Here is a 22,579-nt window from a genome sequence, read left to right as displayed (position 1 = left end):
AGATGTGGCGCCGTTCTCTTCCGCGGCTGCCGACGCCCCGGCGTGAAGAACTCTCGTCTGTGAGAGCTAACATGCCCCAGCTACTGACTGGTGTGCTTCTTCAGAAGTAGTCCCAGAACCATGCGCCTCACTGGACCTTTCATCGAGCTCTCCAAAGCCTTTACCGAGGAGGTCGAGGCTGAGTAGGTCAGAGAGGTCTTTTGACGTAGACAAGGCCGTTTCATAGTGACTCGTATGGAACGCATGGAGGATCTCGTTGAGTCGCTCACGATTCTCGTCGCGAACTAGCAAGCGCACGCGGCCAGCCGCTGAGTTGTATTCGACGTAGTAGATGCTGAAGCTAGTTAGCCCCGCCGCACGATTCGCTTCCACTTGATCGGCGGCCTGCTTGGCTGCTTTCGCTACCGAATCGAGCAATCCAAGGTAGATCGGTAGCTTGACATCACGATCCGCCGTCTTCGTGTCGTGTGTAAGTCGACTAGCCTCCAACGAAACACGGGAGGCATCAATGGCAGAGCGAGTCTTGTCCATCTCCGCGTTCTTGCGGACGGTGTACCAAGCCGCCCCCGCTCCGAGCAGTATCGAAACCAGCGGAAGCACGAAGCCGGAGAGGATAGAGCGCCAATCATCAGAGGTCATACCTGAGCCTAAGCCGCGTTCCATCAGGCGTTGTGGCTGCACTAAGGAACCTTCGACCTTTCGCGCCGCAGGACTCGTCGAGCCTCAGGCGCGCTACACCAACTCAGCCGACGCCAAAGCAATCTGACGACACAGCACACGTAGATCGTCAAGTTCAACCAATGCCAAAGGATTGCCGTCCAGGTTGAGCAACGGCGTGTGGTCAAGGATCAGCAAAGTCTCGGTGACCGGCACGTCGCTACTCGGCAACGCCCGCCAGCTCACCTCGAGGTTGACGTTGATCCAATGAACGATGGAGTCCCGGTCGGGCTTCTCGAAGCTGAAGTTGTACTTGTTCACCTTGTTCGCGAGCGAACCGGCCCGCGGGCGGAACCCCAGAACGGCTCCGATGCTGCGGAAGAAGGTGCCGTGCCCACGACCTCGGAGTTCGTTTCGGAGCATCCGGTCCTTGAGCGACGTTGCCTTCCCTATATAAATCAGGCGCGACGAGCGTTCGCCGAGTAGTGACTCGAATGGTCCTGGCAACGTTGACCCGATGCGGAGTCGAATGGCGTAGAGGCCGGGGGAGGGCGGTACGTCGGAATCGATGGAGTCGGCGGGACGGAATGAGGCATCGTCGACGAGTTCTGCAGCGATGGTCACAGCTGCAAGCTTAGGCCGAAGGGTCATACGTCGAGATGGAAATAGTCGAGAAATGACCCAGACGCTGAGCGGCTCTAGCTCCGACGCAGAGTAAGCGTTACTTCTTCCGTGCCGCACCGCCCCGTTTACGAGTTTCTCTGTGCCGCCTTTAGCTCAGCGAGCTTGGGTGAAGCTGCTGCCGGTGATCGCTGTGGCTAAGGCTAAAGGAGCAGTGGTCAAAAACGGCCTAAGGCCTTTTCCGGGCGTTCAAGTTCCCTAATTCGGCTCTGGTCGATGAGGAATCACGGATGCCGTTGATGCCGGTGTCGAGGACTTGACTTTCTACTGCGCTGCTAAGAGCCGTTCTCGACCGCCGCTGGCAGCTCGTTAAGCTCAAACACAACATCTTCACTAGCCGATATGGCGAACATTGCCCCGCCTGCCTCGGTCCTACTTGAGAAATCAGCAATGACTACCAACGTCCCTTCATCGAGCGTCGGAGTGTCGCCGCCAACCTGTTCGATCACCCGAATCAGCTCCGCAGGCAGGTCGTTTCCTTCACGGAGCGCGTCGGCCAGCAATCTCTTCCGTTCTGCAAGAAACCTCTCGGCTTGAAGAACGTCATTCAGGCCTTTGATGAGCTCCGCCTGGCTCATGCGAACCTGAGCTTGCGTCGCAGCCGCGTCCGAGCCATTAGCGTCTTGCGCCGGATCTTTCGGCGGCCTGATTGTGATGGAAGTCTTTGCGGCCCGCTCGTAGACTTTGATGGAAGTGACCCGCATACGCTGAACGAGCTCACCAACTTTTTGAACTGCCCAAGGAAAAATGTGCTCGCGTGCAACAGGGATGACGAACTCTCGAATTGCCTCCGCGAGTAGCTCAAAAAGTGCATCGGCAACTGCTTGCTGTGACGGTGAAAGCTTGTCTTGCCCCAATGCTTGACCCCGCATGTCGTGTCCGTAATCTGGTGATCCCGCGTCGGGCGTCGGGGAGGATGAGGCGAAAACATCCGATTTCACCTCGCGGGACTCGGTAGGTCCAAGTAACCGGTTGGTTCCATCCTCACGGAGCAAATTGCGTTCAGCCCCAGGAGTGTCCCGCGAATCAGAAAGGTGCGTTCCCTTGGGAATGCGCACTTCGCGGGGAAACCACTCGTCATCGTCATGCTTCATTTCCGAAGCCTACTGGCAGGAGAGTAGCACCCAGCGTGCCAGGCCGGTGGACTGCTGGCGCGTCGATACGCGCGCTTCGTCACGCTCCTCCTCGGGTGTCGCTAGGAAGAGACGAGCTGGCCTAGCCGAGTGGCGCTCGCTTTTGACTCGGGTCGCAGGCCCAGGACGCGTCGGCGTGACGATCGAGTAGAGATGCACCCGGCGCAATCCCGGGCGATGGCAGACAAATCTTGAGCCCACGTCAGGCCGAAACTCGCGTGGGTCGGTATCGTACGGCGACAGCCCCCGACCGAAACTCCTGGCGGTCCACGAGTTCGAGCTGGATGCGCTCACGCAGGCCGGCGAGCAACGTTGGGCCGTGTCCGGCGAGGACCGGCTGCACAAGGAACTCGTACTCGTCGATCAGTCCCAGATCTGCCAAGGCCAGGGGGAGCGTCACTCCACCGACCCACAAGCCCTCGCCTGGCTGCTGCTTCAGGCGCTGAACTGCTTGCTCCAGGTCGCCTTGCACCAGCTCGGCGTTCCAATCGACCTCGCTCAGTGTGCTCGACACGACATACTTCTTCGCCCGGTCGATGGTCTCGGCGAACGGGACCTGCCACTCATTGAACCAGTCAGGCCACCTGCCGGTGGCCGGCTTCCGCCACGCCGGCTCCATCATCTCGTAGGTCACCCGGCCGAACAGCAGGGCATCGGCGCGCTCCAGCTGAGCGGTCCAGTAGCGCATCGACTCCTCGTCCGGGGGGAGTCCTGCCTCGTGATGGCAGCAACCGTCGAGCGTGACGTTGATGGAGTATCGGAGTGGTCTCATCTAGTGAATCTCCTTTGACGCGCACCCCGCGTTTTGTCGGACCGTTCTCAAATGGTTGACGGGGCTGTTTCGGATCGGCGCACTAATTCGCGCTCAGTGTATAGCGCCGCCCGCGACGCGAACCAGCGCGCGTCCGATCGCCATCATTGTCCGTCTTCGATCACTCGCGACGGCATTCGGGGGAGAGGTCGGAAGGGCCCAAGCGACCGCTCAAGGCGGTTCACAAGTCCATCATTTACCCATCTAATTCACCTCTATTTGACCCAAAACGATGGGCTACAATCGGAGGCAGCGAATCGCCTGGTTCCCTGTAAATATAAGGGAATCCGAGGGTTTTCGGAGACATTCGGTAACGACCAAATTAAGGCCAGAACCTTCAGCCGGTCGCTGGCTCAAATTTTTTCAGCGTCACCAAGAGGTAGGCGCGGGGAGTGGCGTGCCCGGCTGGGGTAAAGCTCAACTGGGTGCCAAATACCGGTCATCATCCCGTCTTCTTGTTTGACACCGGTCGCCCCCGGGTCTTGGAGTTCAAACTGACAGATCTGGCTCATCGCAGTTCTCCAGACCGCATCCATGCAGGCTGGGCAAGAGCGCCCACTTACGCGCAGTGGCCGAGGGGATAGGCTGCGAGCTTTGCGTTGCGGTCGAAGCCGTTGGCGATCAGAGTGTCGGCTAGCGCTTCCGAATCCTCCAGTCCCAAGTGGTCCTCGTAACCGTGTTCAATGTGAACCGCGGTTTCCTGGATCAGGATGATCAATCGCTCTCGGGCGGCGCTTTCCCGGGCCGGCGGCTGGTGCGAAGAAGTTGTAGCGTGCATTTTTCGTCTCCGAGGTGTGCGGGTCACGGGTGCCGGTTATCCGGCGGAGCGGGGCGGAACGGCGGGCCTCTGACAGCGGCTGCATCGATGTCGACTGTGAGACTATGACGGTATTTTCCTTTCCAGCAGGGGCGAAAGTCCCGCCCGGTCCCGAGTAGATCGCGGAGAGCCGCGACCGGAGGAGGTCATCACGAAATCAAATTTGAGGAGCCTTTTCAGGACGTAGAATCCGTGACGGGTTAAATGACAATTTCCGTCTTTGTGCCAGAGGTGTTCTGGTTGTCACGTATTCGGCGGCATAAATGACAGGGGTTCCGCCATGCTCGTCGGGTACATGCGCGTCTCAAAGACTGATGGATCTCAAAGCACCGACCTGCAGCGCGACGCTCTCGTCGCGGCCGGCTTCGATAAGGACAATCTCTACGAGGACCAGGCGTCGGGAAGAAATATGACCGCCCCCAACTGGCGGCGTGCCTAAAAGGGCTCCGCAACGGCGACACCCTTCTGGTGTGGAAGCTCGATCGGCTCGGCCGCGATCTCCGTCACCTCGTCAACACGGTGCGCGACCTTACGGAGGGGGATCGGGTTGAAGGTCCTTACTGGTGAGGGCACCGCCATCGATACCACGACCGCATCAGGGAAGCTCGTCTTCGGTATCTTCGCCGCCCTGGCAGAGTTCGAACGGACGCTCATCTCCGAGCGCACTATTGCCGGCCTCGCCGCGGCGAGGGTCCGCGGAAGAAATGGTGGCCGGCCGTACAAGATGACAGCGGCCAAAGTTCGCCTCGCTATGGCCGCCATGGGACAGAAAGAAACCCATATCGGTGACCTCTGCAAGGAGCTCGGTGTCACCCGGCAAACTCTCTACCGTCACGTCTCGCCGTCCGGAGAACTGCGCCCAGACGGTGTGAAGCTGATCGGAAGAACGAAGCCGCGAGCTTCTGCGGCGAGCTAGGCCGGCAGGCGATCTGGCTGGGGTTCGAGGCGCACTTCTGATATTTCAGGCAGCTCAACCCATAGCTCTCGAGGGCCGGCATCGTCTCGAATTGTGGGCAGGGGCGCCAGAACATCCGCCTCAGCCAGAACGGTCAGGTTCAAACCGGTGAGGACCGCAATGTCCACGATGGGCACCTGGTACGTCCGGTATGGACCCAGGGGCGGGGGAGTGCCGTCGATGAGAGCTCGACCGCCGGCATCGTCAAGGTCGATATCGGCCAGCTGGGGGCTTTGGTCTAAAACGAACCCGGCGGATCGAAGGACGGTGGAACCGTTCATCGTGGTGGTCCACGCCGCGATCTTCCAAAATGATTGCGGGATCCCGGTGCCGCGGTAAACCGGATCCTCAATGGAGAGCATAGGTGCGGTGAAAACGCTGATGCGGTTTTCGTTGGTGCGTGCGTAGGTGAGGACATGGTCCTCAAGTCCGAGCCAGAGCTCTTTCGACTGGTTAATTGCCCCGGCTTGCGGGGCGGCGTTGGTGTAGGCGAAGGTATCAGCGTTGGCCTGCTGGGCGGTTGCGGCGTCGCCCCAGACCGGGTCTCGGCGCCGGACGAGATGCCCGCGGTCTAGGTCGTTCTTCGCGTAGACGGCCTCACCGGTCTGTTCGTTGGTGGGGATGCGCGAGTCGAAGTGCCAGTCATCGCCGCGGTCGACGTCGACGAGGTGGTTGCCGTCGATGTTGACACCGGTCGCGATGGCAAGGCGACGGACGGGCTCCAGGAGGATGGTGAAGTGTGTGTAGGTCAGTTCGCGCGTGATGGTGCCCTTGTTCGGCGCGGGAAACTGCAGCGGCAACTCGAGGAAGGTGTCGTCGTACCCAGCTGGAGAGATTGTGGCAGCGTTCATGCCGATAGCTAAGCAGTCGCAGCCGACATTTGAGCGTCGACAAGGTGTCTCATAACTAACGCAGGGTACCGAAATTTCCGCCGGAGGTTATGCGACGTAGTTAAAAGACTCGGCCGTCGCGGGATCTGGACGATTTTAGAAGAAGCCCAGATCACGGCCACGAGACGTCTTATATCCGTAGGGATACGAGACACCCGGTACTTGGGTGGATTCAACTATGGCGCACCCCAACGCGATTCCGTAGCGGGCGGGATTCATCGGGCTCTCGCGACTACGCGGCCGAATTGCGGCGGACTAGTACTGGGTTACGTCCGCCAATCGTTATGGACAATTCTGTGATGCGACGGTACCTATATGAGTTTGAGCTTTGGTTTGAACTTAGGTTCTCGGACGGGGGCAGGTATCTTCGCCAAGCGAATAGCGGAATTTAGATACAGAAACGCCAGCACTGCCATGAGGGCGACGTTAATGGTCGTGTCGAGGATTGGCGTGCTCCCCAGTGACTGCACTGACTCGTCAACCCCGAGAGTCGCAGTGATGGCGAGGAACAATATTGAGGCCAGAAACAGCGTAGAGATGATGCCGAGCACCCGACTGAGCAGCGGTCGAGCGGTCATTTTCCACCAAGGCCGACGGGGCGCGACCGGTTCGCCTCGACCGCGGAACAATCTCGCGCCAACGATGACGCTTGCGAGCGTGATCACCGTACTTAGCAGGCTGCTGACCAGCGCGGGTGCGCTCAACGCGGCGAGGAGGCCTTGGGCTGGGATTCCGACTAGCCATGCACCGATGGCGTAGAGGAGCTTGAAGTACCACCTGGTGATGCGGATATCAAAAATTCGCTGCATTGCATCCCTCGCTACCCGAGTGTCTTCGGCCAAGACTACTGAGCACATCGTCGCGGGTTTCGAGACGAAATACCTAGTGATAGCGAGAATGATCGCCGAGGTCCGACCAGAATATCTTCGCTGACCTGCCACCAGCGCCAACGGTTCCGCTTCCCAATCGCTCCGGGGCCTGAGGGCTGATGGCGGGTGAGACGTCTTGAATCCCTAGGGTTGCGAGACAGTTGAGCATGTTGGCTTCCGTTGGCCGGTGCGGGTTAGCAGTTCAAGATCGCGGCGCGGAGGGATGCAAGGGCAGATTGCATGCACTATGTGTTACTGCATACAATAATCGGTATGACAATCTATTCGGAGTTACATCGGTTAGTGGTGTCGGGACAACTAGATCCAAAAGTTCGCATTGCCGAAGCAGACCTGGCCACACGTCTGGGTGTGAGTCGCACGCCGATACGAGAGGCGCTGCACCGGCTTGAGGGCGACGGCTTAGTGATCGCCCAGGGTCGAGGGGTAAGAGTCAAGGTCATGGCGATCCCGGAACTTGCCGACTTGCTATCCGCACGTGCAGGGCTTGAGGGGTGGGCTGTCTTCCAAGCAGCTCAACGAGTGAGCGCGGGAGAACTTCCGCCCGCAGCTCTTGCCGAGCTGGCGCAGCTTGCCGACAGCGCCGCCTCGCACACTCGGGCCGGAGACCTCGAGCAGGGCGTTGACTTCAATCGACTGTTCCACGAGCGATCAGCCGCTCTCGCGAGCAACGCAGCGATAAGTGCGACGTTGGCGCTTTGGTGGGATCGCATCACCGTCAGCACGAAACACACTCTCCACACACCTGAGCGGGTGGAGCAGGTCGATCGCGAGCATCGGGTGATCATCGACGCCGTGCTCGGAGGCGACGCCGCGGCCGCGCGCGATGCTGTCGAAAAGCACATCCTCAATACCCGCGAAACACTTCTTGCACTGAGTGAGGGACCCCAACAATGACCGACCACAACTACGCCCTATCCATCACCTGGACTGGCAATACCGGAGAGGGAACGAAGACCCTTCGTTCGTATTCTCGAAATCACGAGGTGGCGAGCGAAGGGCTGGGCACGATTGCTGGTTCTTCCGACCCATCGTTTCGAGGCGACCCCTCACGCTGGAATCCAGAACAGCTCTACCTAGCGTCCATCGCCCAATGCCACATGCTCTGGTACCTCGCCCTAGCCGCAAAAGAAGGCGTTACCGTCCTCAACTATAAAGACGGCGCCACCGGCCGCATGATCGAAGAAGAAAATGGCGCTGGACAGTTCGAGAGCGTCACGTTGCACCCGGTAGTCGTCATCAGTTCAGATAGTGACGCTCTTCTCGCCGAGGAGTTGCATGAGCGCGTGGGCGACTACTGCTTTATCGCTAGGTCGATTCAAACGCCGATCTACCACCGTGCAACCATCGAGCGGGCATCCTAAATGGGAATCACACCCACAATCGATCCCCCGAGCCGGGTAAGTGCATTGGCTCTGGAAGTTGCGCGACAGTACCTCACCCCCGCACTCCTCAACCACAGCATCCGCTCGTATGCCTGGGCGGTGGATCATGCGGACCGCAACCGCATCGCATTTGACGCTGAGCTGCTCTACGTGTCTGCTCTGCTTCACGACCTGGGACTGGTACCGGAATTCGACAGCGAAAACGTCGCCTTTGAAAAAGCGGGCGGGCATGTCGCTTGGGCCTTCGCGGCAGGCGCTGACTGGACGATCGAACGACGCAACGAGCTGTATAAGATCATCGTTTCTCACATGACCGACGACGAGGTTGAGCCAGGTTCGGAGAGCGAGTTGCTCAGGGTTGCGACCTCACTCGACATATCAGGACGAAATGCACACCTCTGGAACCCTGAGACCGTGAATGACGTGCTCGGCAAAGTGCCCCGCCTGGATTTAGGCGCGCAATTCATCCGATGCTTCGAGGCGCAAAGTCGGCGAAAACCAACTAGCGCCGCAGCTTCAGCGATGAGGAGTGGCATCGTCGATCTGATTCGTGCCAACCCATTGGACGATCAGCACTCATGAGAACTCTGCAAATGACTGAGCCCGGCGGTCCCGAAGTGCTTCGGTACACAAACATTTCGGTGCCGGAGTTGGAGCCCGGCCAGGTCCTGATCCAGGTCGAGTATGCGGGGCTGAACTTTACCGATGCGCTTGCTCGACGGGGCGCCCCTGGCTACGCCTCTGGGTGACCCTTCGTCCGCGGTATGGAGCAACCGCATCAAGCATCCCCTTGACGTGGGCAACGGCTAGTGGCCTCGTGCGCCGCTCCACACCCGGGCTGGGAAGCAACGTCCTCACCACAAGTGCCGCCGGCGGAGTGGGGTATGCATTAGCAGCGCTCCTTCGCCGGTATCGGGTCGATCACATCGTTGGGGGACTCGGTTCAGCTTCCAAAGCGGGAGGTCTCGCGGACGGGGTCATTGGGGTCGAGCGCGGCACTAATTTCTTCGCTCGAGCGAAGGACGCCGCGGGCGGTCAATTGTTTGACATCATCCTGGAATCGATCGGGGGCGATGTGCTGGCTAACTCCCTTACAGAAGTCGCGTCCGGCGGCACTGTCATCAGCTATGGAGCTGCGGCCGCCCAAAAGGACGCCGTCACGCCGACTCCGGGCGAACTGCGAACCCGGAACGTTTCGCTCGCCGGGTCTAGCATCATCAACCTCAGCCGCACAGTTCCGACCGCAACCCGCAATCTCATCGAGAGCGTACTCGCACTCACCGAGGAGGACCTCGTTACCCCCGTTCCCAGGATCGTCCCTTGGGAAGACGCAATCACGGCACACGTCGAACAGGCGAATGGTCACGGGACCCGAAAGACAGTGGTCCGGATCAACTGAGTCCACAGAGCCAGGCGTAGCCCAAGCGACACGTTGGCTTCGTTTCAGCCCATCGAAGCCCGAGGTTACGAGACGTAGGAGACGGACCCGAGAAACTCAGGCATCCGACTCTGCGGGACTGTTGAGTGATGCAGGCGAACTGTAACAAGCGGCTGAGTGCTTTAGCGCTCAGTGTGCTCTCGAGCGCCGCGCGCGGACCTCACTAATTGGTAGTGCCGTGCGGCACGGGCGCGGTTGCCGCAGGTGACCGAGCACCATTCCCGCCGCGGGTGCGTCTTGGTGAAGTAGAGCACGCACCCTGGTGCGTGACACGCCCGCAACTGGGAGGGGTCCCCGCTCAGCAACTGCTGGGCTTCACAAGCGACGTCGGCCAGGCCTGCAACTACTGAAGACGCCGCAGCATCGGCGCCGAGCACGAGGCGGGCGTCATCCAGACGGAGCTGGGCAATCGGACGCCAGCTGGCAGCGGCATTGACGGTTCCGGCGGCGTCGTCCACGGTGGTCACGGGTGAGGCGGCACCCGGGCGTTGGTCGCCCGTGACGTGGGCGGCCAGCTTGCGCACCGAATCCCGTAGCGCCCGTGCGCGCAGGGACTCCTCCTGCGTCGCACCCACGCCGTTCAGCTGAACGCCCACGGAACCCAGCCAGGCGTCTAGGTCCGCCGGGGCGGCTAAGTCATCGTGCAGACCATCCGCGTCCGCCCAGATCGTCGCCATGAGTCGAACGGGGATCGGTTCCTCCGGGAGTACCCACGTGCGGTCCGAACTCTCATTTCCCATACGGACAAACTATCACGGAAGATCTGCCTTGCATCCGTTAGAACAACCGTGGTAATACTTATCACGGATGAACGAGTGTTCATGCATTAGAAATCGAGGAGACAAAACCATGATCGTCACCACCACCACCATCGTCCCCATTCAGCCTGAAACAGCCACGGGCGTTGCTAAGGATCTGCTCGACCAGGTCCAGAAGGGACTGGGTCTCGTGCCGAACATGACCAAGGTGATGGCCAACAGCCCCGCCTTGCTGAAGGGATACCTCGCGCTTTCCGCCGCGGTCGGGTCGGGCAGTCTTCCCGCTGCAGTGCGTGAGCGCCTCGCGATCTCGACCGCACAGCTGAACGGCTGCGAGTACTGCCTTTCCGCCCACACCTACATCGGCAGCAATATCGCCAAGGTGGATGCCGTCGAACTCGACGCCGCGCGCCGCGCGGAGTCGAGCGACCCGCATGTTGCCGCGCTGCTGAGGCTCTCCAACGCGATCGCCGAAAACGCCGGTGACGTTGGCGACGACGCGATCGGCGCAGCCCGCGCCGCTGGCGTGACCGACACAGAGATCGGTGAGGTCGTCGCCAACCTCGCGCTGAACATCCTGACCAACTACTTCAACGTGCTCGCCAACGTGGAGAACGACTGGCCCGTCGTCGGGCTGTAATCCTCTTTCAGTCTCTCAAGGAGATCGTGACGATGAACGGAACACACCAGCTCGCCGACGTGGGCTTCCACGCCGGCGAGCTCGCTGTGCAGCGCAGGGCCGGGGTCGAGCAGAACGCGGCCCGTTTGTCTTGCATGCTCGACCCCGCGGCCCTGACCGGCGGTATCCCCGGATTCCTCAGCGACCGAACATTTCTCGTCATCTCCGGAAGGGATCGTGCAAGCCGCCTCTGGACGTCCGCGCTGACCGGTCCTCCCGGGTTCCTCAAGGCGCAGTCCGACACTACCGTTGCGGTTCGTGCCGTGTTCCCCGCAGGGGACCCGCTCCACAGGCTTCCCACCGGTCAGAAGATCGGAATGGTAACTATCGAATTCGCCACACGGCGTCGGGTGCGCATTAACGGCACCCTCAGTGTCAGCGACGTTCTTCTCATAGAGGTTGAGCAGGCCTACGCCAACTGCCCGCAGTATATTCAGCAACGCCTTCTCGCACGCGACAGATCCGGCGCGCTCGGCAGCGTTCGCGTCCGACACGGCAGCACACTCTCCGCGGATGACCGTGGGCTGATCCGTGCTGCCGACACGTTCTTCCTCGGGACCGCAAACCCCGAGCGGGGAGTGGACGCGTCCCATCGCGGCGGTCCTTCTGGGTTCGTCCGCGTCGATGAGCGAGGGCTGTGGTGGCCTGACTACAAGGGCAACAACCTGTTCAACAGTTTCGGCAACATCGCCGTCAACCCCGAAGCCTCCCTATTGTTCCTTGATTTCGCGACCGGCCAGACACTGCATCTGTCCGGCACGACCGAGATCGAATGGGGCGAACGTGGCCGATTCGGAGACGACGGACACACTGGTCGCATCGCCCGGTTCACCCTGCAGCGGTCGGTAGCCGGTCGTCTCCTCCCGGCCCGGGAGACCGCTCACAACCCCTATCCGCCCAACCCCGCGCTGACCGATTGACAAGGACATTCCCGATGACAGAATTTCGACCCCCCTTCCCTCCATTCGACCAATCGTTGGCCCTGCAGAAAGTGCAGGCGGCTGAGGACGGCTGGAACAGCCGCGACCCCGAGAAGGTCGCCCTCGCCTACACACCGGACTCGGTCTGGCGGAACCGGGACCTGCACGTCATCGGCCGTCCCGCCATCATCGACCTCCTTACCGCGAAATGGCAGCGTGAGCAGGACTACGCACTTCGAAAGGAACTGTGGGGCTTCCGCGGCAACCGCATCGCCGTCCGATTCCAATACGAGTGGCACGACGACCACGGCCAGTGGTGGCGCAGCTACGGCAACGAACTGTGGGAGTTCGAATCCAACGGTCTCATGGGCCGCCGCGAGGCATCCATCAACGACCACCGCATCATCGAGGCTGAGCGGCGCATTTTCGGACCACGCGCGAAATCCGAACACGGCGTCGACTTCCCGGTCTGGTGACTCACATGAACCTGCAACAGCCCAAGTGCACCCCCTGCGCAAGTGGCCTGAAGGCACGACGGTTATCCGAGAATCGCACTCCCTCGGCCGCGACCCACCCTTCCGCGAACTGGGCAACATCTGGACCTAATTGGCGGACACTGTCCCAGCAAGCCAAGTAAGAGAGAGGGTCCGCCGAACGATCGGCTATCGGGCGCCAGTGCGGTAGTGCGGTAGTCCCTGTTCGTTCCGGTGTCTCGTAACCCAGTTGTCTTGAAACCCATTGGTTACGAGACTGGAGGCCAATCTGTCTGCCATCCGGAGCTTGTGGATGACATCACCCGTTCCCGCTGCAATCATTGCCCCATGAGCGAGGTGAGTGTCCGTCCGATGACGGAGTTGGAGTTCGACAGGTGGCAGAGGGCAATTGCCGAGGAATTCGCGGCCGAACAGGTCGCCGCCGGGCGTTGGGCGGCGGAAGGGTCAATTCGTCGTGCGTTGGAGTCCAACTCCGAACTTCTTCCGCGAGGACTTAGTACGCCGAGAATGCTGCTGTTCTCCGGAATCGACTCCGACGGTGAGGCATTTGGTCGGGCGTGGGTCGGCCTGGATCACCCTCGTGGCGCCCCGGGCATGGCGTTCTTGTACGACATCGAGGTTCTGGAGCAGCGCCGTGGCTGTGGCCTTGGGCGCGCTTTGCTCTCAGCGGTCGAGGACGCTGTGATGGTTGCCGGCGTGTCCGCATTGGAGCTGAACGTATTCGGGCGCAATCTCCGAGCAGTGGCGCTCTATGACTCGGCGGGGTATGTCGTATCAACACAGCAGATGCAGAAGCACCTTCACAGGTGATGTCCGCGCGCCCCTCCCCGCAACTCGGCTGATCTCACTGTTTCGTGACCTGCCTGCCTCATGTCCCATGGGATACGAGACGCAGGAAGTCGCCAGTTGACGTGACGAGCGGCCCGTGACTTGTCGCGCATCTGGACCTGTCTCATATCCCTAGGGTTTCGAGACACTGAGCCCGGCCCGCGGTCGCTTGGCCCCGTAGGGACAAGCCTTTCCGCCCAACGTTACGATTGCACTGTTTCGATAGCACAAGTTTGTGCTACTTTTGCAGCACAATCTCGCGTCAGTCGCGAGCGATTCAATTTTCTGGGGGCCTAGATGAACTTTCTCTTTCTCTTCGTGAACGCCATTCAAGATGTTCTGCCTCTTGAAGTGGCCATCACTTTCGGCCTGGTCTTGTTCGCGTTGTCCTGGGTTCGTCCGCGGCGGATCGTGTCGCTCCCGCACACAGGGCAACGCGCGTCAACTCTTGCGTGGGCGGGAGTGGCCGGCTCCTTGCTGGTAGTCGTTGTCGCGACGACGGTCAGCGCCATCGCCGTATCTGCGCAGGACGCTTCGGGGTTCGATGGATGGTGGCGTCGGCCAGCACCACTATTCGCCGCGACACTAGTGGTAGCCGCTGCAGCAGTAGCGCTGAGACGTATGCCACTTCCTGCGCCTGGTGAGCGGACGATTGTCCCACGCCGCCCGTGGCACGCATTTGCGTCTCGAACCTTGCTCTGGGTCTCTGGAATCACGGCCGCAGTGCTCGCGCTGACCGCAGGCTGGCAGATTGCCATCGCGACGACCGCGCCCGTGGACGGACCATTCTTCGGACACGTTCCCAACTACACCAACCTTCCGATCTACATGAGCTTCAACAGCGGGTACGGATACTTGTCCGGTGCTGGTTGGCCAAATCACCTCGCCACACTGTTGGCGCTTGCGCTGGCCGCCGCAGTGTTTTTCGCCGCGCTGCGCGCTGATGCCAACCGGCCCGTGTTTGCCCGAGCAACCGCGGCGAGCGTGCGCTCGGAACGAGAGCTGACCGCTCGGCTGTTCACCTTGATCCTGATCGGTGGCCTCATCACCACGCTCGGCGCCGTGTGGATGCACACGGGTTCCGCCGGGCAGGCTTTGGTTGGCGTAGACGATCAGTGGGTTTCGGGCACTCAGTCCAATCCAAGCATTTTCGTCGCAGGCGGTTACGACGCGTTCGCCCGGCCGATGAACCTGCTGGGGTACGCGCTCCAGGCTGGCGGGGTCGCGTTCTTGCTCCGACTTTCCGTCGACAGTGTCCGTGCTGTAGTTGAGACACGTCGCGCGCGACGCGCAGAGACCGCGCACGAGGTAGTGGCCACTGGACCACGCCGATGACCAGGACAACGCCGAGTTCGGCGGACGAAATCGACGCGCTCTTCCGCGGCGCCATCCGCTCTGGACAACTCGGAGACGGCGAACGTCTGCCGACCGTGCGACAAACCGCACGAGACTTCGGGGTCGCGCAAGCCACCGCAGCAAAGGCCTACAAGTCGCTGGAACGCGACGGACTCATCGTCACCCGTACCGCTGCCGGCACTCGGGTGGCCCCCGGCGCAGCGCCGGCACCGCAGGCGGTAATCGAGCATGCCCGCGCTCTCGCCGAAGCAAGCGAAGGCGCGCTCGTCACCTTGGAAGACACCATCGCCATCGTGCGTGCTGTGTGGCGCACAGAGGCGACGCGCTTGGAGATAGACGTTCCAGGTGCGTCAAGTGTCTCGTAACATAGGCGTGTTGTAACGCATGGCTTGCGAGACATCCGGGCATCGACAACACGCTCTCTGCTCAGGCGATGCAGCTGCTCGAGGCGGCTGGAGCGTGCGTGCTTACACTTGAGCGATGCTTCCCCACCACGGCGCCCTTCCTCATCGCCCACACCGCGTACTAGTCGCGGGGGTCTCCGGTTCGGGCAAGACCACACTGGCAGCGCGAATCGCCGCCATCACCGGGGGCTCGCATACGGAAATCGATTCGCTATTCCACGGCCCGAAATGGGTTCCAAGGCCGGAATTCCTCGACGATGTACTCGCCTTCATCGCCGCGGAGTCATGGACGACCGAATGGCAGTACGGCTCCGCTCGACAGGTGCTCGCAGAACATGCCGACTTACTAGTGTGGCTCGATCTGCCATTCATACGTGTAACTCTTCCTCGTGTCATCCGCCGCACCATTCGACGCCGGCTCTATCGAGAGAAGCTATGGAACGGCAACGTCGAGGGCCCCTTCCGAACATTGCTGACCGACCGGGAACACATTGTGCGATGGGCAATCTCGACCCGGCACAAGTACGACGAACAGGTACCGCTGCTAGAACTCCAGCATCCCCACCTCGTTGTCGTAAGGCTGCGATCGCAGCGAGACGTGGAGCGTTGGCTGGCCGGGGCACTCCGCGCCGCTACGCGATCGTAGCGGCCGCATGTCTATTGCTTGGGAGTGAACCCACTCCGCGCACTAGTGTCACTTAACCTCAGCGTCTCGCAACCTATGGCTTACGAGACGTGTAAAATCGTTTGTTCACGCGACGAGCGGCAGGTGACTTGTCTCGAATCTGGTGGTGTCTCGCATCCCTAGGGTTACGAGACAGTAAGACGACGAGCTCGTGCGCATGGCGCCCCGTCATCGGGCTTAATGTCGGGACAGTCAAACGAGTACCGTCACAATTTGGGAGTGTCGGAAGCGCCAGCCTCCGCGCGAGTACCCGTTGGAGGTCCGGCCCACGTGACTTTGAAGTCGTCTCAATGCGATCCTAGAAAATGATCCCCACGTGTGCGGCGATCCATCTGGCGCAGAGCCTGTCAGTGGCTCCGCCTACAGTGATGACATGAAGCTTCTCCTACTTTCCCGATTTCTCGGCGCTGTTCCAGATTTCCTCAGCACATTGAAATCAGACTCTCTCTCGGACATCCGTATCGCTTATATCAATGACGCAGCCAAGCCGCTCGGTGATGCTCCATTTGTTGAGCGGGAACGTCTTCAGCTTCAAAGTTTGGGATACACGCTCGTCCCGCTGACGATCGGAGACGGTACCGCTGCTGATTTTTCTGCCGCACTTGATACCGTCGATGCGGTCTATGTAGCCGGTGGTATGGCTGATTGTCTGATGGCCATTCTGCGCAGCACAGGCACTGACGAAGTCCTGATCGAGCGGGTCCGCGCAGGGCTGCCTTACATCGGAGCCAGCGCCGGCGCTATAATTACAGGGAAAAGCATTGATACAGCGATTGCACTCGACGGCCACACGGACGGAACGTCCTTGGATGATCTCAGCGGTCTCGGACTCGTGGATGCGGTGATTCTGCCTCATGCTGATGGCCAGCTGCCGCCGTACCCGCCGGAGGTAATCGCTGAGGTGGCTCGTCGGCTGGACGGAATGCTCGGACTGACGATGCTGCCGGATGACGCCGCCCTGCTTGTAGAAAACAGGGATGTGCGTATGGTTGCCTCTCCCGCCACTGCGTAGTCCTTTGTCCTATACAGCACCGTTTTCCTGCTGCTCACAGGGATGCTGGAGGGACAATGACCTTAATCAGCCCTGCCACAGTGAGCGTTCCCGTTGTAGGGCGAGAGTGCCCGGCAACGGGAACGGTAAAGAGCGGTTGTTCAGCGTCCGGTTCCGAGCTGTCGCTGGACAGTCCGATACACAGTCAAGCGAGCCACGTTGAACAGCTCGGCAATCTCTGCTGTCGAGTGAGTACCGGCGTTGTGCACCTCCACGAGAAGTTTCTGTTGAGTGTTCGACAGCTTCGGTTGTTTCCCACGGAGTCGCCCTTTCGCTTTCGCGACTTGCATGCCTTCGCGCGTTCGGGCACGAATCAGATCGGATTCGAACTCGGTAACCATGGCGAGCACGTTAAACAGGAGTCGTCCGACAGGATCATTGGGGTCGTGGACGGATTTGCTGTGCAGTCTTCCGCTCACACCGCAAGCCTCCCACAGCGACGCACACGCCGGCACCGAGCCGAGCCGGACAGCCGCGGAGCCCTGTGGATCAAAACCACGCCCCGCCCAGCTGACGAGGAAAAAAGTGGATGGCCGTCGCATTGGCCGCGGCTGGGCGTCTCGAAACCCAAGCGTCTCGTATCCCATGGGATACGAGACGCAGGAAGTCGCCTGTTGACGTGACTAGAGCCACGTGACTTGTCGCGCATCTGGACCTGTCTCGCATCCGTAGGGTTACGAGACATTTCACGCCTCGTTTATTGCGCCTCGCGCATCGTCGTCTTAGGTACTCTGTTGCGCGAGTTTCCGTACTCGACTGCAGCCGCTCATCCCGTTCCTCCCGCCCTCTTCCACTCATGGCTAATTAGCAACTGCAACGCTCACTCCGTCCTTGTCACGGAAGGCAGATGTTCGACGGCGGAACGATAGCATGAGCCATCTATTCGATCGGGGGAGCACGATGCAAGACGGCTTCATGACTGACCCCACGCTGTTGGGTTCTCTAGACGGTCAGCAGTATCTCGTACACCGACCCGCTAGCCACGTCGCCACGTTCTACGCGGCAGAGCAAGCGACGATGCGCAAATCACTTCCGAGTTCGATCACTCACCCGAATACGGGACACGTCACGCTGCGGGGGTTCTATGAGCCAAGCAGGGTGCACGAACTCAAGAGCACCCTGGAGGCATGGGCGAAGCGACAGGAACCGATTGAGGTGCGCGTCGATCGAGTCGACGGCTTCCCTACTCCGTTTCAGGTGCTCATCGCCCGGCTGCAACGGTCTGATTCCCTCATCGATGCCTACTCGAGCCTCACAACCAGGCTGGACGACGCCGACTTCTGCCGCATTGGCGAGCTCCCGCTCGAAGAATGGGTGTTCCACCTCTCACTCATCTACTGCAACAGCCTCAGCGAGGCCGATTGGAGGAAGACACACACCGAGAACCAGCGAAAGGTGGAGGATCACCCACACGAGATACTGACCCAAGCGGAGTTCGTCTGGTACGAGAATGGCGTCGAGCGCGCGGAGGTTCTGCCGTTCGGCGGCCCCGCCCCGCAAACATTCTGAGGAGGGGCCGCCGCACCCTCATCCTTCGAGCAAGGGTCATCGGGCCCTCGTCAAAAACAACGTCTCACGTTGACTACTTCCCGTCTCAAGTTCCAAGCCGTGCCCGCCCGTCCAACGCGGCCGGGAAGTCTCAGCCGACGCAATCGACAGTTCCGCCTCTTGGGCCACACCTTCAAAGCACCACTGCTACCCGTACGACAAGCCGTTCTCGCTCTGGCTCACGGGGAGGACTGAGCGGCGAGCTTGATGTCCGTCTCCCCGTGAGGAGACCCGGGCACGGCCAGATCTAACCCCACCGCGCACCGTCACGTGTGTGAGGCGTCTCGCAATCAAGCTGCCTCGTATCCCACGGGATATGAAACACACCAGATCGCTCCTGTGCACGCCATGAGCAGCAGGTGACTTGTCTCGTATCCAGACCAGTCTCGCATCCGTAGGGTTTCGAGACGGATTTTGATGGTTGCGACCGTACGCCTCGACGCTCACAGCTTTTGGCTGTCTCGCGATCGGTCAGCTCACGTCCTACCGTCTAAGCGCCGGTCGCGGCGCGCCATCATCCAGACGCCGTAGAACCCGGCAAAGACCAGGAGTGCGAACAGGGAGCTCATTCCCACAGATGCCCAAAAAGGGTAGAGCGCGCTTGCGAATGGGTTGTCCTCGGTCTCGCAGAAGATCTGTGTGGGGAAGGTTGACCGGTTGATGTGTGTGAGGTGACCGGCTGTGAGCCCAATGCACTGCGAGTAGACATCTTCAGAACTCGGAAATGTCAAGATGTACGGCCAGAGGGCAACTGCGACAAAACCACCTCCGGTAAGCGCTGCACCCACCCGTACAGCGTCGGGTCCATCGAGGACACGCCTGCGCCTCTTGATTTCGTGGTCAGTCACTCGTGCATCCTAGTCGCGGCCTTCACGATCGGAGCGTGGGTGAGACGTCGCATATCCCTAGGGATACGAGACACTGCACGGTGTGAATGGCGCCGGCTTGCATGTGCCACCTGGTGTATAGGATCAAGGCCACAATGAATCTTTCGTCCGTATCCCGCAAGCGTTTAGCCCAGAGGAGCGCAGATGCCCGAACACCCGGGAAACGACCAAGACGCAGCCAAGCTTTCATCCTTGGAGAAGGCCCAACGCATAGTTCAATCGTTAACAGGCGCTCTCTCCATAGTGCTCCTGTTTACGATGACGTTTCCGATTCCTATGGCCGTCAACTGTGTCGTCCTCGTAGGTCTGGTCTGGGCGAGCCTTGTCCTAGATCGTCGCATTAGGGAACGTGGAGGCAAGGGCGGCAATTACGTCTGATCGGTGTGGTTGGTCTCGCAATCAAGGTGCCTCATATCCCATCGGTTGCGAGACGTAGGTGCGGCCGCATATGCCGCCGACGACGGAACAAGGGAGTGCCCAGCCGTGCGTGGCGAGAACCCAGATCGTGAGCAACTAGGCGTTCGTCTATCAGGCGGGCGCGTCCTTTCATCTCGGGCGACCGTTCAGAGACACTGTGACGAGCTGTCCCCGAGACCGAGGATACGAAAATGGTCCTACGTGTGTTTCAACACGGCGGCCCCGCTCGTTCAGGTCTCGCTGCACCGAGAAAGATGCCTCGCTTACCTAGTGGTTCGAGGAGTCCTTCGTTTGGTATTCGATCTCGCGCAGGATCGCCCCTTCGTACTCCTCCCGAGCGAACATGAAAGTGACCTCGGGGATGAAAGGGGCGGGCACCCAGCCAACGAACTCCTGCGTGACTGTCCGCCTCAAAAATTGCCGTCTCGGCGGAGCCAATCTCTTGGACGTCTCAATTTCCCACCCAACACCCTTCCACACGACGGTGGAAGGTGACATCGTCAGAGCTACGGACCAAATGTGTCCGCAGCTTGAGTTCCCGCAAACCGCACAAAAGGCGACTGGGACCCGACCGGGCTGAAGGTCGTCAGTGGACCACCTGTCACCCCGCAGTGCCTTAAGGAACGCCACACGATGCTCGACTGAAAGGTCCATCTGAAGGGGCGCGCACATCATGTCGAGCGTGTCAGGTGGCGCTGCGCCGTCATCTAAGTTCAGCGACACCAGGAGCCGATCAAGTAGCACACCGTTTATGGCGATTTGACTCGCCGGCACGGTGGTTGCCCTCCTCCGCGACAAGGCCTCCACTGTTGTGTGGACAAAGCTCAAGGAGTCCTCGCCGGTCATACCGTACACACTATGCCCCCTCCGAATGAGCCCGGGGACGGCCACCACACACCACACACCCCAGAGCGCAGGTTCCGGATCCTCAACCGGAGTAGCAGCCTGACAGACGGACGTCATGGAAGGGTCGGGTGTCTCCTAACCCAACTGCCTCACAAGCCATGGGATACGAGACGTCGGGAGATCGCCTTTTCAGGCGACGCGCGGCGGGGGACGTGTCTCGTATCCGGACATGCCTCGCATCCTTAGGGTTTCAAGACAGCAGGCGTCGAGGAGTGTCCGAGAGTTGCGACGGTTCGCGGACGGTCCGTTGATGGATTCAAACCATGCAACTGACTTCATTGCCGCCGAATCAGCGAAAGGAGCTGTGCATGCAGGGCTTGCAGACTCGCGGGTCGGCTGAGGAACGCCCAGTAGCTCTTGACAAAAAGGCTGTTCGCGCAAAGGATCATCGGCAGAATACCCGTTCATTTTTTCGCTCCGAGTATATTTTCGAAACTACCTCCTAGTAAGGGATTTTGATGAATAAGAAAGCAGCACTGTTGTTTGTGCCAGCGTTGGCTTTGGGCGTGGCCGTATTGACGAGTGGCCCCGCCGTTGCGGCCACAGGCGATGCGTCCTACCAGGGAACGCTCGATTCAATTAACGGAAGCAATGGCAGCGGTACGATTTCCATCCAGGTTTCCGGTGACCAAGCAACGGTTACCGAGACCGTCAGCGGACTGGCCGAAACCTTCGACGGTAAGCCGTATCCGCACGTGCAGCACATCCACATCGGAGCGCAGGGGGTATGCCCTACCACGGCAGCTGACACCGACGGAGATGGTGTGATCAGCACGACCGAAGGTCAGCCGTCCTACGGAGAAATTGGTACGACGTTGTCCACCAGCGGTGACACGAGTCCGGCGGCCGGAACTGATCTGACGGTTGCCGGGATGGGTGCAAGCTTCACTTACAACCGCACCTTCACGTTGGATGCTGCCACCGCGGCTTCACTAGAGGCAGGCACGGCAGTCGTGGTGGTCCACGGTCTCGACCCGGCCACGTTGTCTCAAGCAGCACAGGACGCGCCAAGCGATTTGGTTCCGAGTCTGCCCCTGGCAGCTACGTCACCGGCTTTGTGCGGCGCCCTGAGTGCGTCGCAATCGAATATGCCTAATGGTGGCGTGGAAACCGGGGGTGGCAGCACTTCAAGCGGTGCTGACATTGGCCTTCTCGCCCTCGGCGCCGGGTTCCTGACCGCGGCAGGTGGCGCGCTTGTGGTTCGTCGACGTCTCGCCGCACGCGGCTGAGATCGGTTCGATCCCGGTGACTATTCCGGCTGAAAAGCGTCGTCGCGGTAGCCGTCTGGCTACCGCGGCGGCGGTTCTGTGCGTCGCCGTCGGCAGCACGGCGACCGGTTTCGCCCTATGGGGCAACCCCCCTCCTCCACGACCACCAGCCTCGGCTGCCGTGGCGCCCCCCGCTCAGAAGCCAGTCTCCGTTACGCCCTCACCGGAGCCCATCCCCGTGCCACCGGCTCCGCAGGTTGACCCGGTTGTTGGCCCGATCATGACCGCCTCCGAGCCCACCCAGATCAACATCCCCGCAATTGACGTGGACTCTGTCCTGATGCAATTGGGACTGAATCCGGACGGCACGGTGCAGACGCCGTCGTTGGACGAAGCCTCTCCTGCCGGCTGGTACACCGGTTCGCCCACCCCCGGCACGATCGGACCCTCGATCATCTTGGGTCACGTCGACTCCAGAGTGCAGGGGCGCGCGGTGTTCTACCGACTCGGCGATATGCGTCCCGGCGATGAGATTTTGGTTACACGAGCCGATGCAACAGTGGCTGTATTCGTGGTCGATGGAGTGGAAGAATATCCGAAGGATAGCTTTCCGCAGTTTGCCGTTTACGGCAACACCGACCACGCGGGACTACGGCTGATCACCTGCGGTGGCGAGTTCAACGAAACCACTCGTACGTACCCAGACAACGTAGTTGTCTACGCCAGCTTGGTGTCCGACCATGCGGCGTAGCAGAACGAAGACGCGTATCGATAGAAGCGACTG

The 22,579-nt window shown here is 60.5% G+C and carries 24 protein-coding genes and 2 pseudogenes; 16 read left to right on the top strand and 10 right to left on the bottom strand.

The features are described from left to right. Positions 1–66: 66 nt before the first annotated feature. From E3T19_RS12470 to E3T19_RS12450, 5 genes are all read right to left on the bottom strand, one after another. Positions 67–639 carry a hypothetical protein gene (locus E3T19_RS12470; protein WP_134408978.1) on the bottom strand — a complete coding sequence of 191 codons (573 nt, stop codon included), beginning with the start codon at positions 637–639 and terminating at the stop codon, positions 67–69. Positions 640–732: 93 nt separating this feature from the next. Further along, on the bottom strand, positions 733–1,281 hold the full coding sequence (locus tag E3T19_RS12465; RefSeq protein WP_134408977.1) for a GIY-YIG nuclease family protein: 549 nt from the start codon (positions 1,279–1,281) through the stop codon (positions 733–735). Between the two features lie 332 nt (positions 1,282–1,613). Then, complete coding sequence (locus tag E3T19_RS12460) at positions 1,614–2,432, bottom strand: hypothetical protein (protein ID WP_134408976.1); 819 nt, start codon at positions 2,430–2,432, stop codon at positions 1,614–1,616. A gap of 241 nt (positions 2,433–2,673) precedes the next feature. Next, positions 2,674–3,243, bottom strand: coding sequence for a dihydrofolate reductase family protein (locus E3T19_RS12455; RefSeq protein ID WP_134408975.1), 570 nt, complete (start codon positions 3,241–3,243; stop codon positions 2,674–2,676). 598 nt (positions 3,244–3,841) lie between these two features. Next, positions 3,842–4,060 (bottom strand): hypothetical protein, encoded by a 219-nt coding sequence (locus tag E3T19_RS12450; RefSeq protein WP_134408974.1) that lies wholly within the window; start codon positions 4,058–4,060, stop codon positions 3,842–3,844. A gap of 319 nt (positions 4,061–4,379) precedes the next feature. On the opposite strand from E3T19_RS12450, the pseudogene E3T19_RS12445 reads away from it, so the two are divergent. Further along, positions 4,380–5,015 (top strand): annotated as a pseudogene (locus E3T19_RS12445) (recombinase family protein). Here E3T19_RS12445 and E3T19_RS12440 read toward each other — a convergent pair. Both E3T19_RS12440 and E3T19_RS12435 read right to left on the bottom strand, forming a co-directional pair. Next, on the bottom strand, positions 5,012–5,905 hold the full coding sequence (locus E3T19_RS12440; protein ID WP_134408973.1) for a DNA/RNA non-specific endonuclease: 894 nt from the start codon (positions 5,903–5,905) through the stop codon (positions 5,012–5,014). The pseudogene E3T19_RS12445 and the gene E3T19_RS12440 sit on opposite strands and share 4 nt — an antisense overlap. 350 nt (positions 5,906–6,255) lie before the next feature. Beyond that, positions 6,256–6,753, bottom strand: a complete 498-nt coding sequence (locus E3T19_RS12435; RefSeq protein WP_134408972.1) for a hypothetical protein — start codon at positions 6,751–6,753, stop codon at positions 6,256–6,258. Between the two features lie 333 nt (positions 6,754–7,086). Between E3T19_RS12435 and E3T19_RS12430 the strand changes: the two genes are divergently transcribed. The 4 genes from E3T19_RS12430 to E3T19_RS12415 all read left to right on the top strand — a co-directional run bounded on the left by E3T19_RS12430 (position 7,087) and on the right by E3T19_RS12415 (position 9,615). Next, positions 7,087–7,728 (top strand): GntR family transcriptional regulator, encoded by a 642-nt coding sequence (locus E3T19_RS12430; RefSeq protein ID WP_166788872.1) that lies wholly within the window; start codon positions 7,087–7,089, stop codon positions 7,726–7,728. Then, complete coding sequence (locus E3T19_RS12425) at positions 7,725–8,195, top strand: OsmC family protein (RefSeq protein WP_134408970.1); 471 nt, start codon at positions 7,725–7,727, stop codon at positions 8,193–8,195. Before E3T19_RS12430 ends, E3T19_RS12425 begins: the two co-directional genes overlap by 4 nt. Continuing rightward, positions 8,196–8,798: an HD domain-containing protein gene (locus E3T19_RS12420; protein WP_134408969.1), complete on the top strand. Its 603-nt coding sequence runs from the start codon at positions 8,196–8,198 to the stop codon at positions 8,796–8,798. A 235-nt stretch (positions 8,799–9,033) separates the two neighbouring features. After that, positions 9,034–9,615 (top strand): zinc-binding dehydrogenase, encoded by a 582-nt coding sequence (locus tag E3T19_RS12415; RefSeq protein WP_166788871.1) that lies wholly within the window; start codon positions 9,034–9,036, stop codon positions 9,613–9,615. Between the two features lie 161 nt (positions 9,616–9,776). On the opposite strand, the gene E3T19_RS12410 is transcribed toward E3T19_RS12415, so the two are convergent. Continuing rightward, positions 9,777–10,394, bottom strand: coding sequence for a CGNR zinc finger domain-containing protein (locus E3T19_RS12410; RefSeq protein ID WP_134408968.1), 618 nt, complete (start codon positions 10,392–10,394; stop codon positions 9,777–9,779). Positions 10,395–10,503: 109 nt separating this feature from the next. On the opposite strand from E3T19_RS12410, the gene E3T19_RS12405 reads away from it, so the two are divergent. The 8 genes from E3T19_RS12405 (at position 10,504) to E3T19_RS12370 (ending at position 16,790) form a co-directional block, all read left to right on the top strand. Continuing rightward, positions 10,504–11,052: a carboxymuconolactone decarboxylase family protein gene (locus E3T19_RS12405; RefSeq protein ID WP_134408967.1), complete on the top strand. Its 549-nt coding sequence runs from the start codon at positions 10,504–10,506 to the stop codon at positions 11,050–11,052. Between the two features lie 32 nt (positions 11,053–11,084). Further along, the gene (locus E3T19_RS12400) at positions 11,085–12,011 is read left to right on the top strand and encodes a pyridoxamine 5'-phosphate oxidase family protein (protein ID WP_134408966.1); all 927 of its coding nucleotides are present in this window, start codon (positions 11,085–11,087) and stop codon (positions 12,009–12,011) included. A 14-nt stretch (positions 12,012–12,025) separates the two neighbouring features. Then, positions 12,026–12,487 carry a nuclear transport factor 2 family protein gene (locus tag E3T19_RS12395; RefSeq protein ID WP_103432397.1) on the top strand — a complete coding sequence of 154 codons (462 nt, stop codon included), beginning with the start codon at positions 12,026–12,028 and terminating at the stop codon, positions 12,485–12,487. A 345-nt stretch (positions 12,488–12,832) separates the two neighbouring features. After that, the gene (locus tag E3T19_RS12390) at positions 12,833–13,315 is read left to right on the top strand and encodes a GNAT family N-acetyltransferase (protein ID WP_134408965.1); all 483 of its coding nucleotides are present in this window, start codon (positions 12,833–12,835) and stop codon (positions 13,313–13,315) included. Between the two features lie 741 nt (positions 13,316–14,056). Further along, entirely contained in the window at positions 14,057–14,668 is a 612-nt protein-coding gene (locus tag E3T19_RS12385) for a hypothetical protein (protein ID WP_134408964.1), read from the top strand. Continuing rightward, positions 14,665–15,054, top strand: a complete 390-nt coding sequence (locus E3T19_RS12380) for a GntR family transcriptional regulator (RefSeq protein WP_134408963.1) — start codon at positions 14,665–14,667, stop codon at positions 15,052–15,054. Before E3T19_RS12385 ends, E3T19_RS12380 begins: the two co-directional genes overlap by 4 nt. A gap of 115 nt (positions 15,055–15,169) precedes the next feature. Next, on the top strand, positions 15,170–15,739 hold the full coding sequence (locus tag E3T19_RS12375) for an AAA family ATPase (protein WP_134408962.1): 570 nt from the start codon (positions 15,170–15,172) through the stop codon (positions 15,737–15,739). A gap of 412 nt (positions 15,740–16,151) precedes the next feature. Further along, positions 16,152–16,790, top strand: a complete 639-nt coding sequence (locus E3T19_RS12370; RefSeq protein ID WP_134408961.1) for a Type 1 glutamine amidotransferase-like domain-containing protein — start codon at positions 16,152–16,154, stop codon at positions 16,788–16,790. Positions 16,791–16,930: 140 nt separating this feature from the next. Here E3T19_RS12370 and E3T19_RS19390 read toward each other — a convergent pair. After that, positions 16,931–17,224 (bottom strand): annotated as a pseudogene (locus E3T19_RS19390) (recombinase family protein); the annotation flags it as partial. A gap of 520 nt (positions 17,225–17,744) precedes the next feature. Here E3T19_RS19390 and E3T19_RS12360 point away from each other — a divergent pair. Then, a complete protein-coding gene (locus E3T19_RS12360; RefSeq protein WP_241980207.1) occupies positions 17,745–18,338 on the top strand; it encodes a 2'-5' RNA ligase family protein in 594 nt (197 codons plus the stop codon). 515 nt (positions 18,339–18,853) lie between these two features. Here the strand turns inward: E3T19_RS12360 and E3T19_RS12355 are convergent. Continuing rightward, positions 18,854–19,225, bottom strand: a complete 372-nt coding sequence (locus tag E3T19_RS12355; RefSeq protein WP_088458187.1) for a hypothetical protein — start codon at positions 19,223–19,225, stop codon at positions 18,854–18,856. 1,820 nt (positions 19,226–21,045) lie between these two features. On the opposite strand from E3T19_RS12355, the gene E3T19_RS12350 reads away from it, so the two are divergent. Then, positions 21,046–21,816: a hypothetical protein gene (locus E3T19_RS12350; protein ID WP_088458189.1), complete on the top strand. Its 771-nt coding sequence runs from the start codon at positions 21,046–21,048 to the stop codon at positions 21,814–21,816. Between the two features lie 259 nt (positions 21,817–22,075). Beyond that, positions 22,076–22,546 carry a class F sortase gene (locus tag E3T19_RS12345; protein WP_198415057.1) on the top strand — a complete coding sequence of 157 codons (471 nt, stop codon included), beginning with the start codon at positions 22,076–22,078 and terminating at the stop codon, positions 22,544–22,546. Positions 22,547–22,579: the final 33 nt, after the last annotated feature.

Origin of the sequence: Cryobacterium sp. TMT4-31 (assembly GCF_004403385.1) — a bacterium.
GTDB lineage: Bacteria > Actinomycetota > Actinomycetes > Actinomycetales > Microbacteriaceae > Cryobacterium > Cryobacterium zongtaii.
This window is presented reverse-complemented; position numbering and strand designations above follow the sequence as displayed.

Excerpts from the sequence above, each read along its gene's own strand:
- E3T19_RS12360 (WP_241980207.1), top strand. The coding sequence starts at position 17,745 with ATGACTGACCCCACGCTGTTGGGTTCTCTAGACGGTCAGCAGTATCTC.
- E3T19_RS12425 (WP_134408970.1), top strand. The coding sequence starts at position 7,725 with ATGACCGACCACAACTACGCCCTATCCATCACCTGGACTGGCAATACC.
- E3T19_RS12410 (WP_134408968.1), bottom strand. The coding sequence starts at position 10,394 with ATGGGAAATGAGAGTTCGGACCGCACGTGGGTACTCCCGGAGGAACCG.
- E3T19_RS12370 (WP_134408961.1), top strand. The coding sequence starts at position 16,152 with ATGAAGCTTCTCCTACTTTCCCGATTTCTCGGCGCTGTTCCAGATTTC.
- E3T19_RS12350 (WP_088458189.1), top strand. The coding sequence starts at position 21,046 with ATGAATAAGAAAGCAGCACTGTTGTTTGTGCCAGCGTTGGCTTTGGGC.
- E3T19_RS12345 (WP_198415057.1), top strand. The coding sequence starts at position 22,076 with ATGACCGCCTCCGAGCCCACCCAGATCAACATCCCCGCAATTGACGTG.
- E3T19_RS12395 (WP_103432397.1), top strand. The coding sequence starts at position 12,026 with ATGACAGAATTTCGACCCCCCTTCCCTCCATTCGACCAATCGTTGGCC.
- E3T19_RS12460 (WP_134408976.1), bottom strand. The coding sequence starts at position 2,432 with ATGAAGCATGACGATGACGAGTGGTTTCCCCGCGAAGTGCGCATTCCC.
- E3T19_RS12405 (WP_134408967.1), top strand. The coding sequence starts at position 10,504 with ATGATCGTCACCACCACCACCATCGTCCCCATTCAGCCTGAAACAGCC.
- E3T19_RS12400 (WP_134408966.1), top strand. The coding sequence starts at position 11,085 with ATGAACGGAACACACCAGCTCGCCGACGTGGGCTTCCACGCCGGCGAG.
- E3T19_RS12450 (WP_134408974.1), bottom strand. The coding sequence starts at position 4,060 with ATGCACGCTACAACTTCTTCGCACCAGCCGCCGGCCCGGGAAAGCGCC.
- E3T19_RS12420 (WP_134408969.1), top strand. The coding sequence starts at position 8,196 with ATGGGAATCACACCCACAATCGATCCCCCGAGCCGGGTAAGTGCATTG.
- E3T19_RS12455 (WP_134408975.1), bottom strand. The coding sequence starts at position 3,243 with ATGAGACCACTCCGATACTCCATCAACGTCACGCTCGACGGTTGCTGC.
- E3T19_RS12375 (WP_134408962.1), top strand. The coding sequence starts at position 15,170 with ATGCTTCCCCACCACGGCGCCCTTCCTCATCGCCCACACCGCGTACTA.
- E3T19_RS12435 (WP_134408972.1), bottom strand. The coding sequence starts at position 6,753 with ATGCAGCGAATTTTTGATATCCGCATCACCAGGTGGTACTTCAAGCTC.
- E3T19_RS12470 (WP_134408978.1), bottom strand. The coding sequence starts at position 639 with ATGACCTCTGATGATTGGCGCTCTATCCTCTCCGGCTTCGTGCTTCCG.
- E3T19_RS12390 (WP_134408965.1), top strand. The coding sequence starts at position 12,833 with ATGAGCGAGGTGAGTGTCCGTCCGATGACGGAGTTGGAGTTCGACAGG.
- E3T19_RS12380 (WP_134408963.1), top strand. The coding sequence starts at position 14,665 with ATGACCAGGACAACGCCGAGTTCGGCGGACGAAATCGACGCGCTCTTC.
- E3T19_RS12430 (WP_166788872.1), top strand. The coding sequence starts at position 7,087 with ATGACAATCTATTCGGAGTTACATCGGTTAGTGGTGTCGGGACAACTA.
- E3T19_RS12440 (WP_134408973.1), bottom strand. The coding sequence starts at position 5,905 with ATGAACGCTGCCACAATCTCTCCAGCTGGGTACGACGACACCTTCCTC.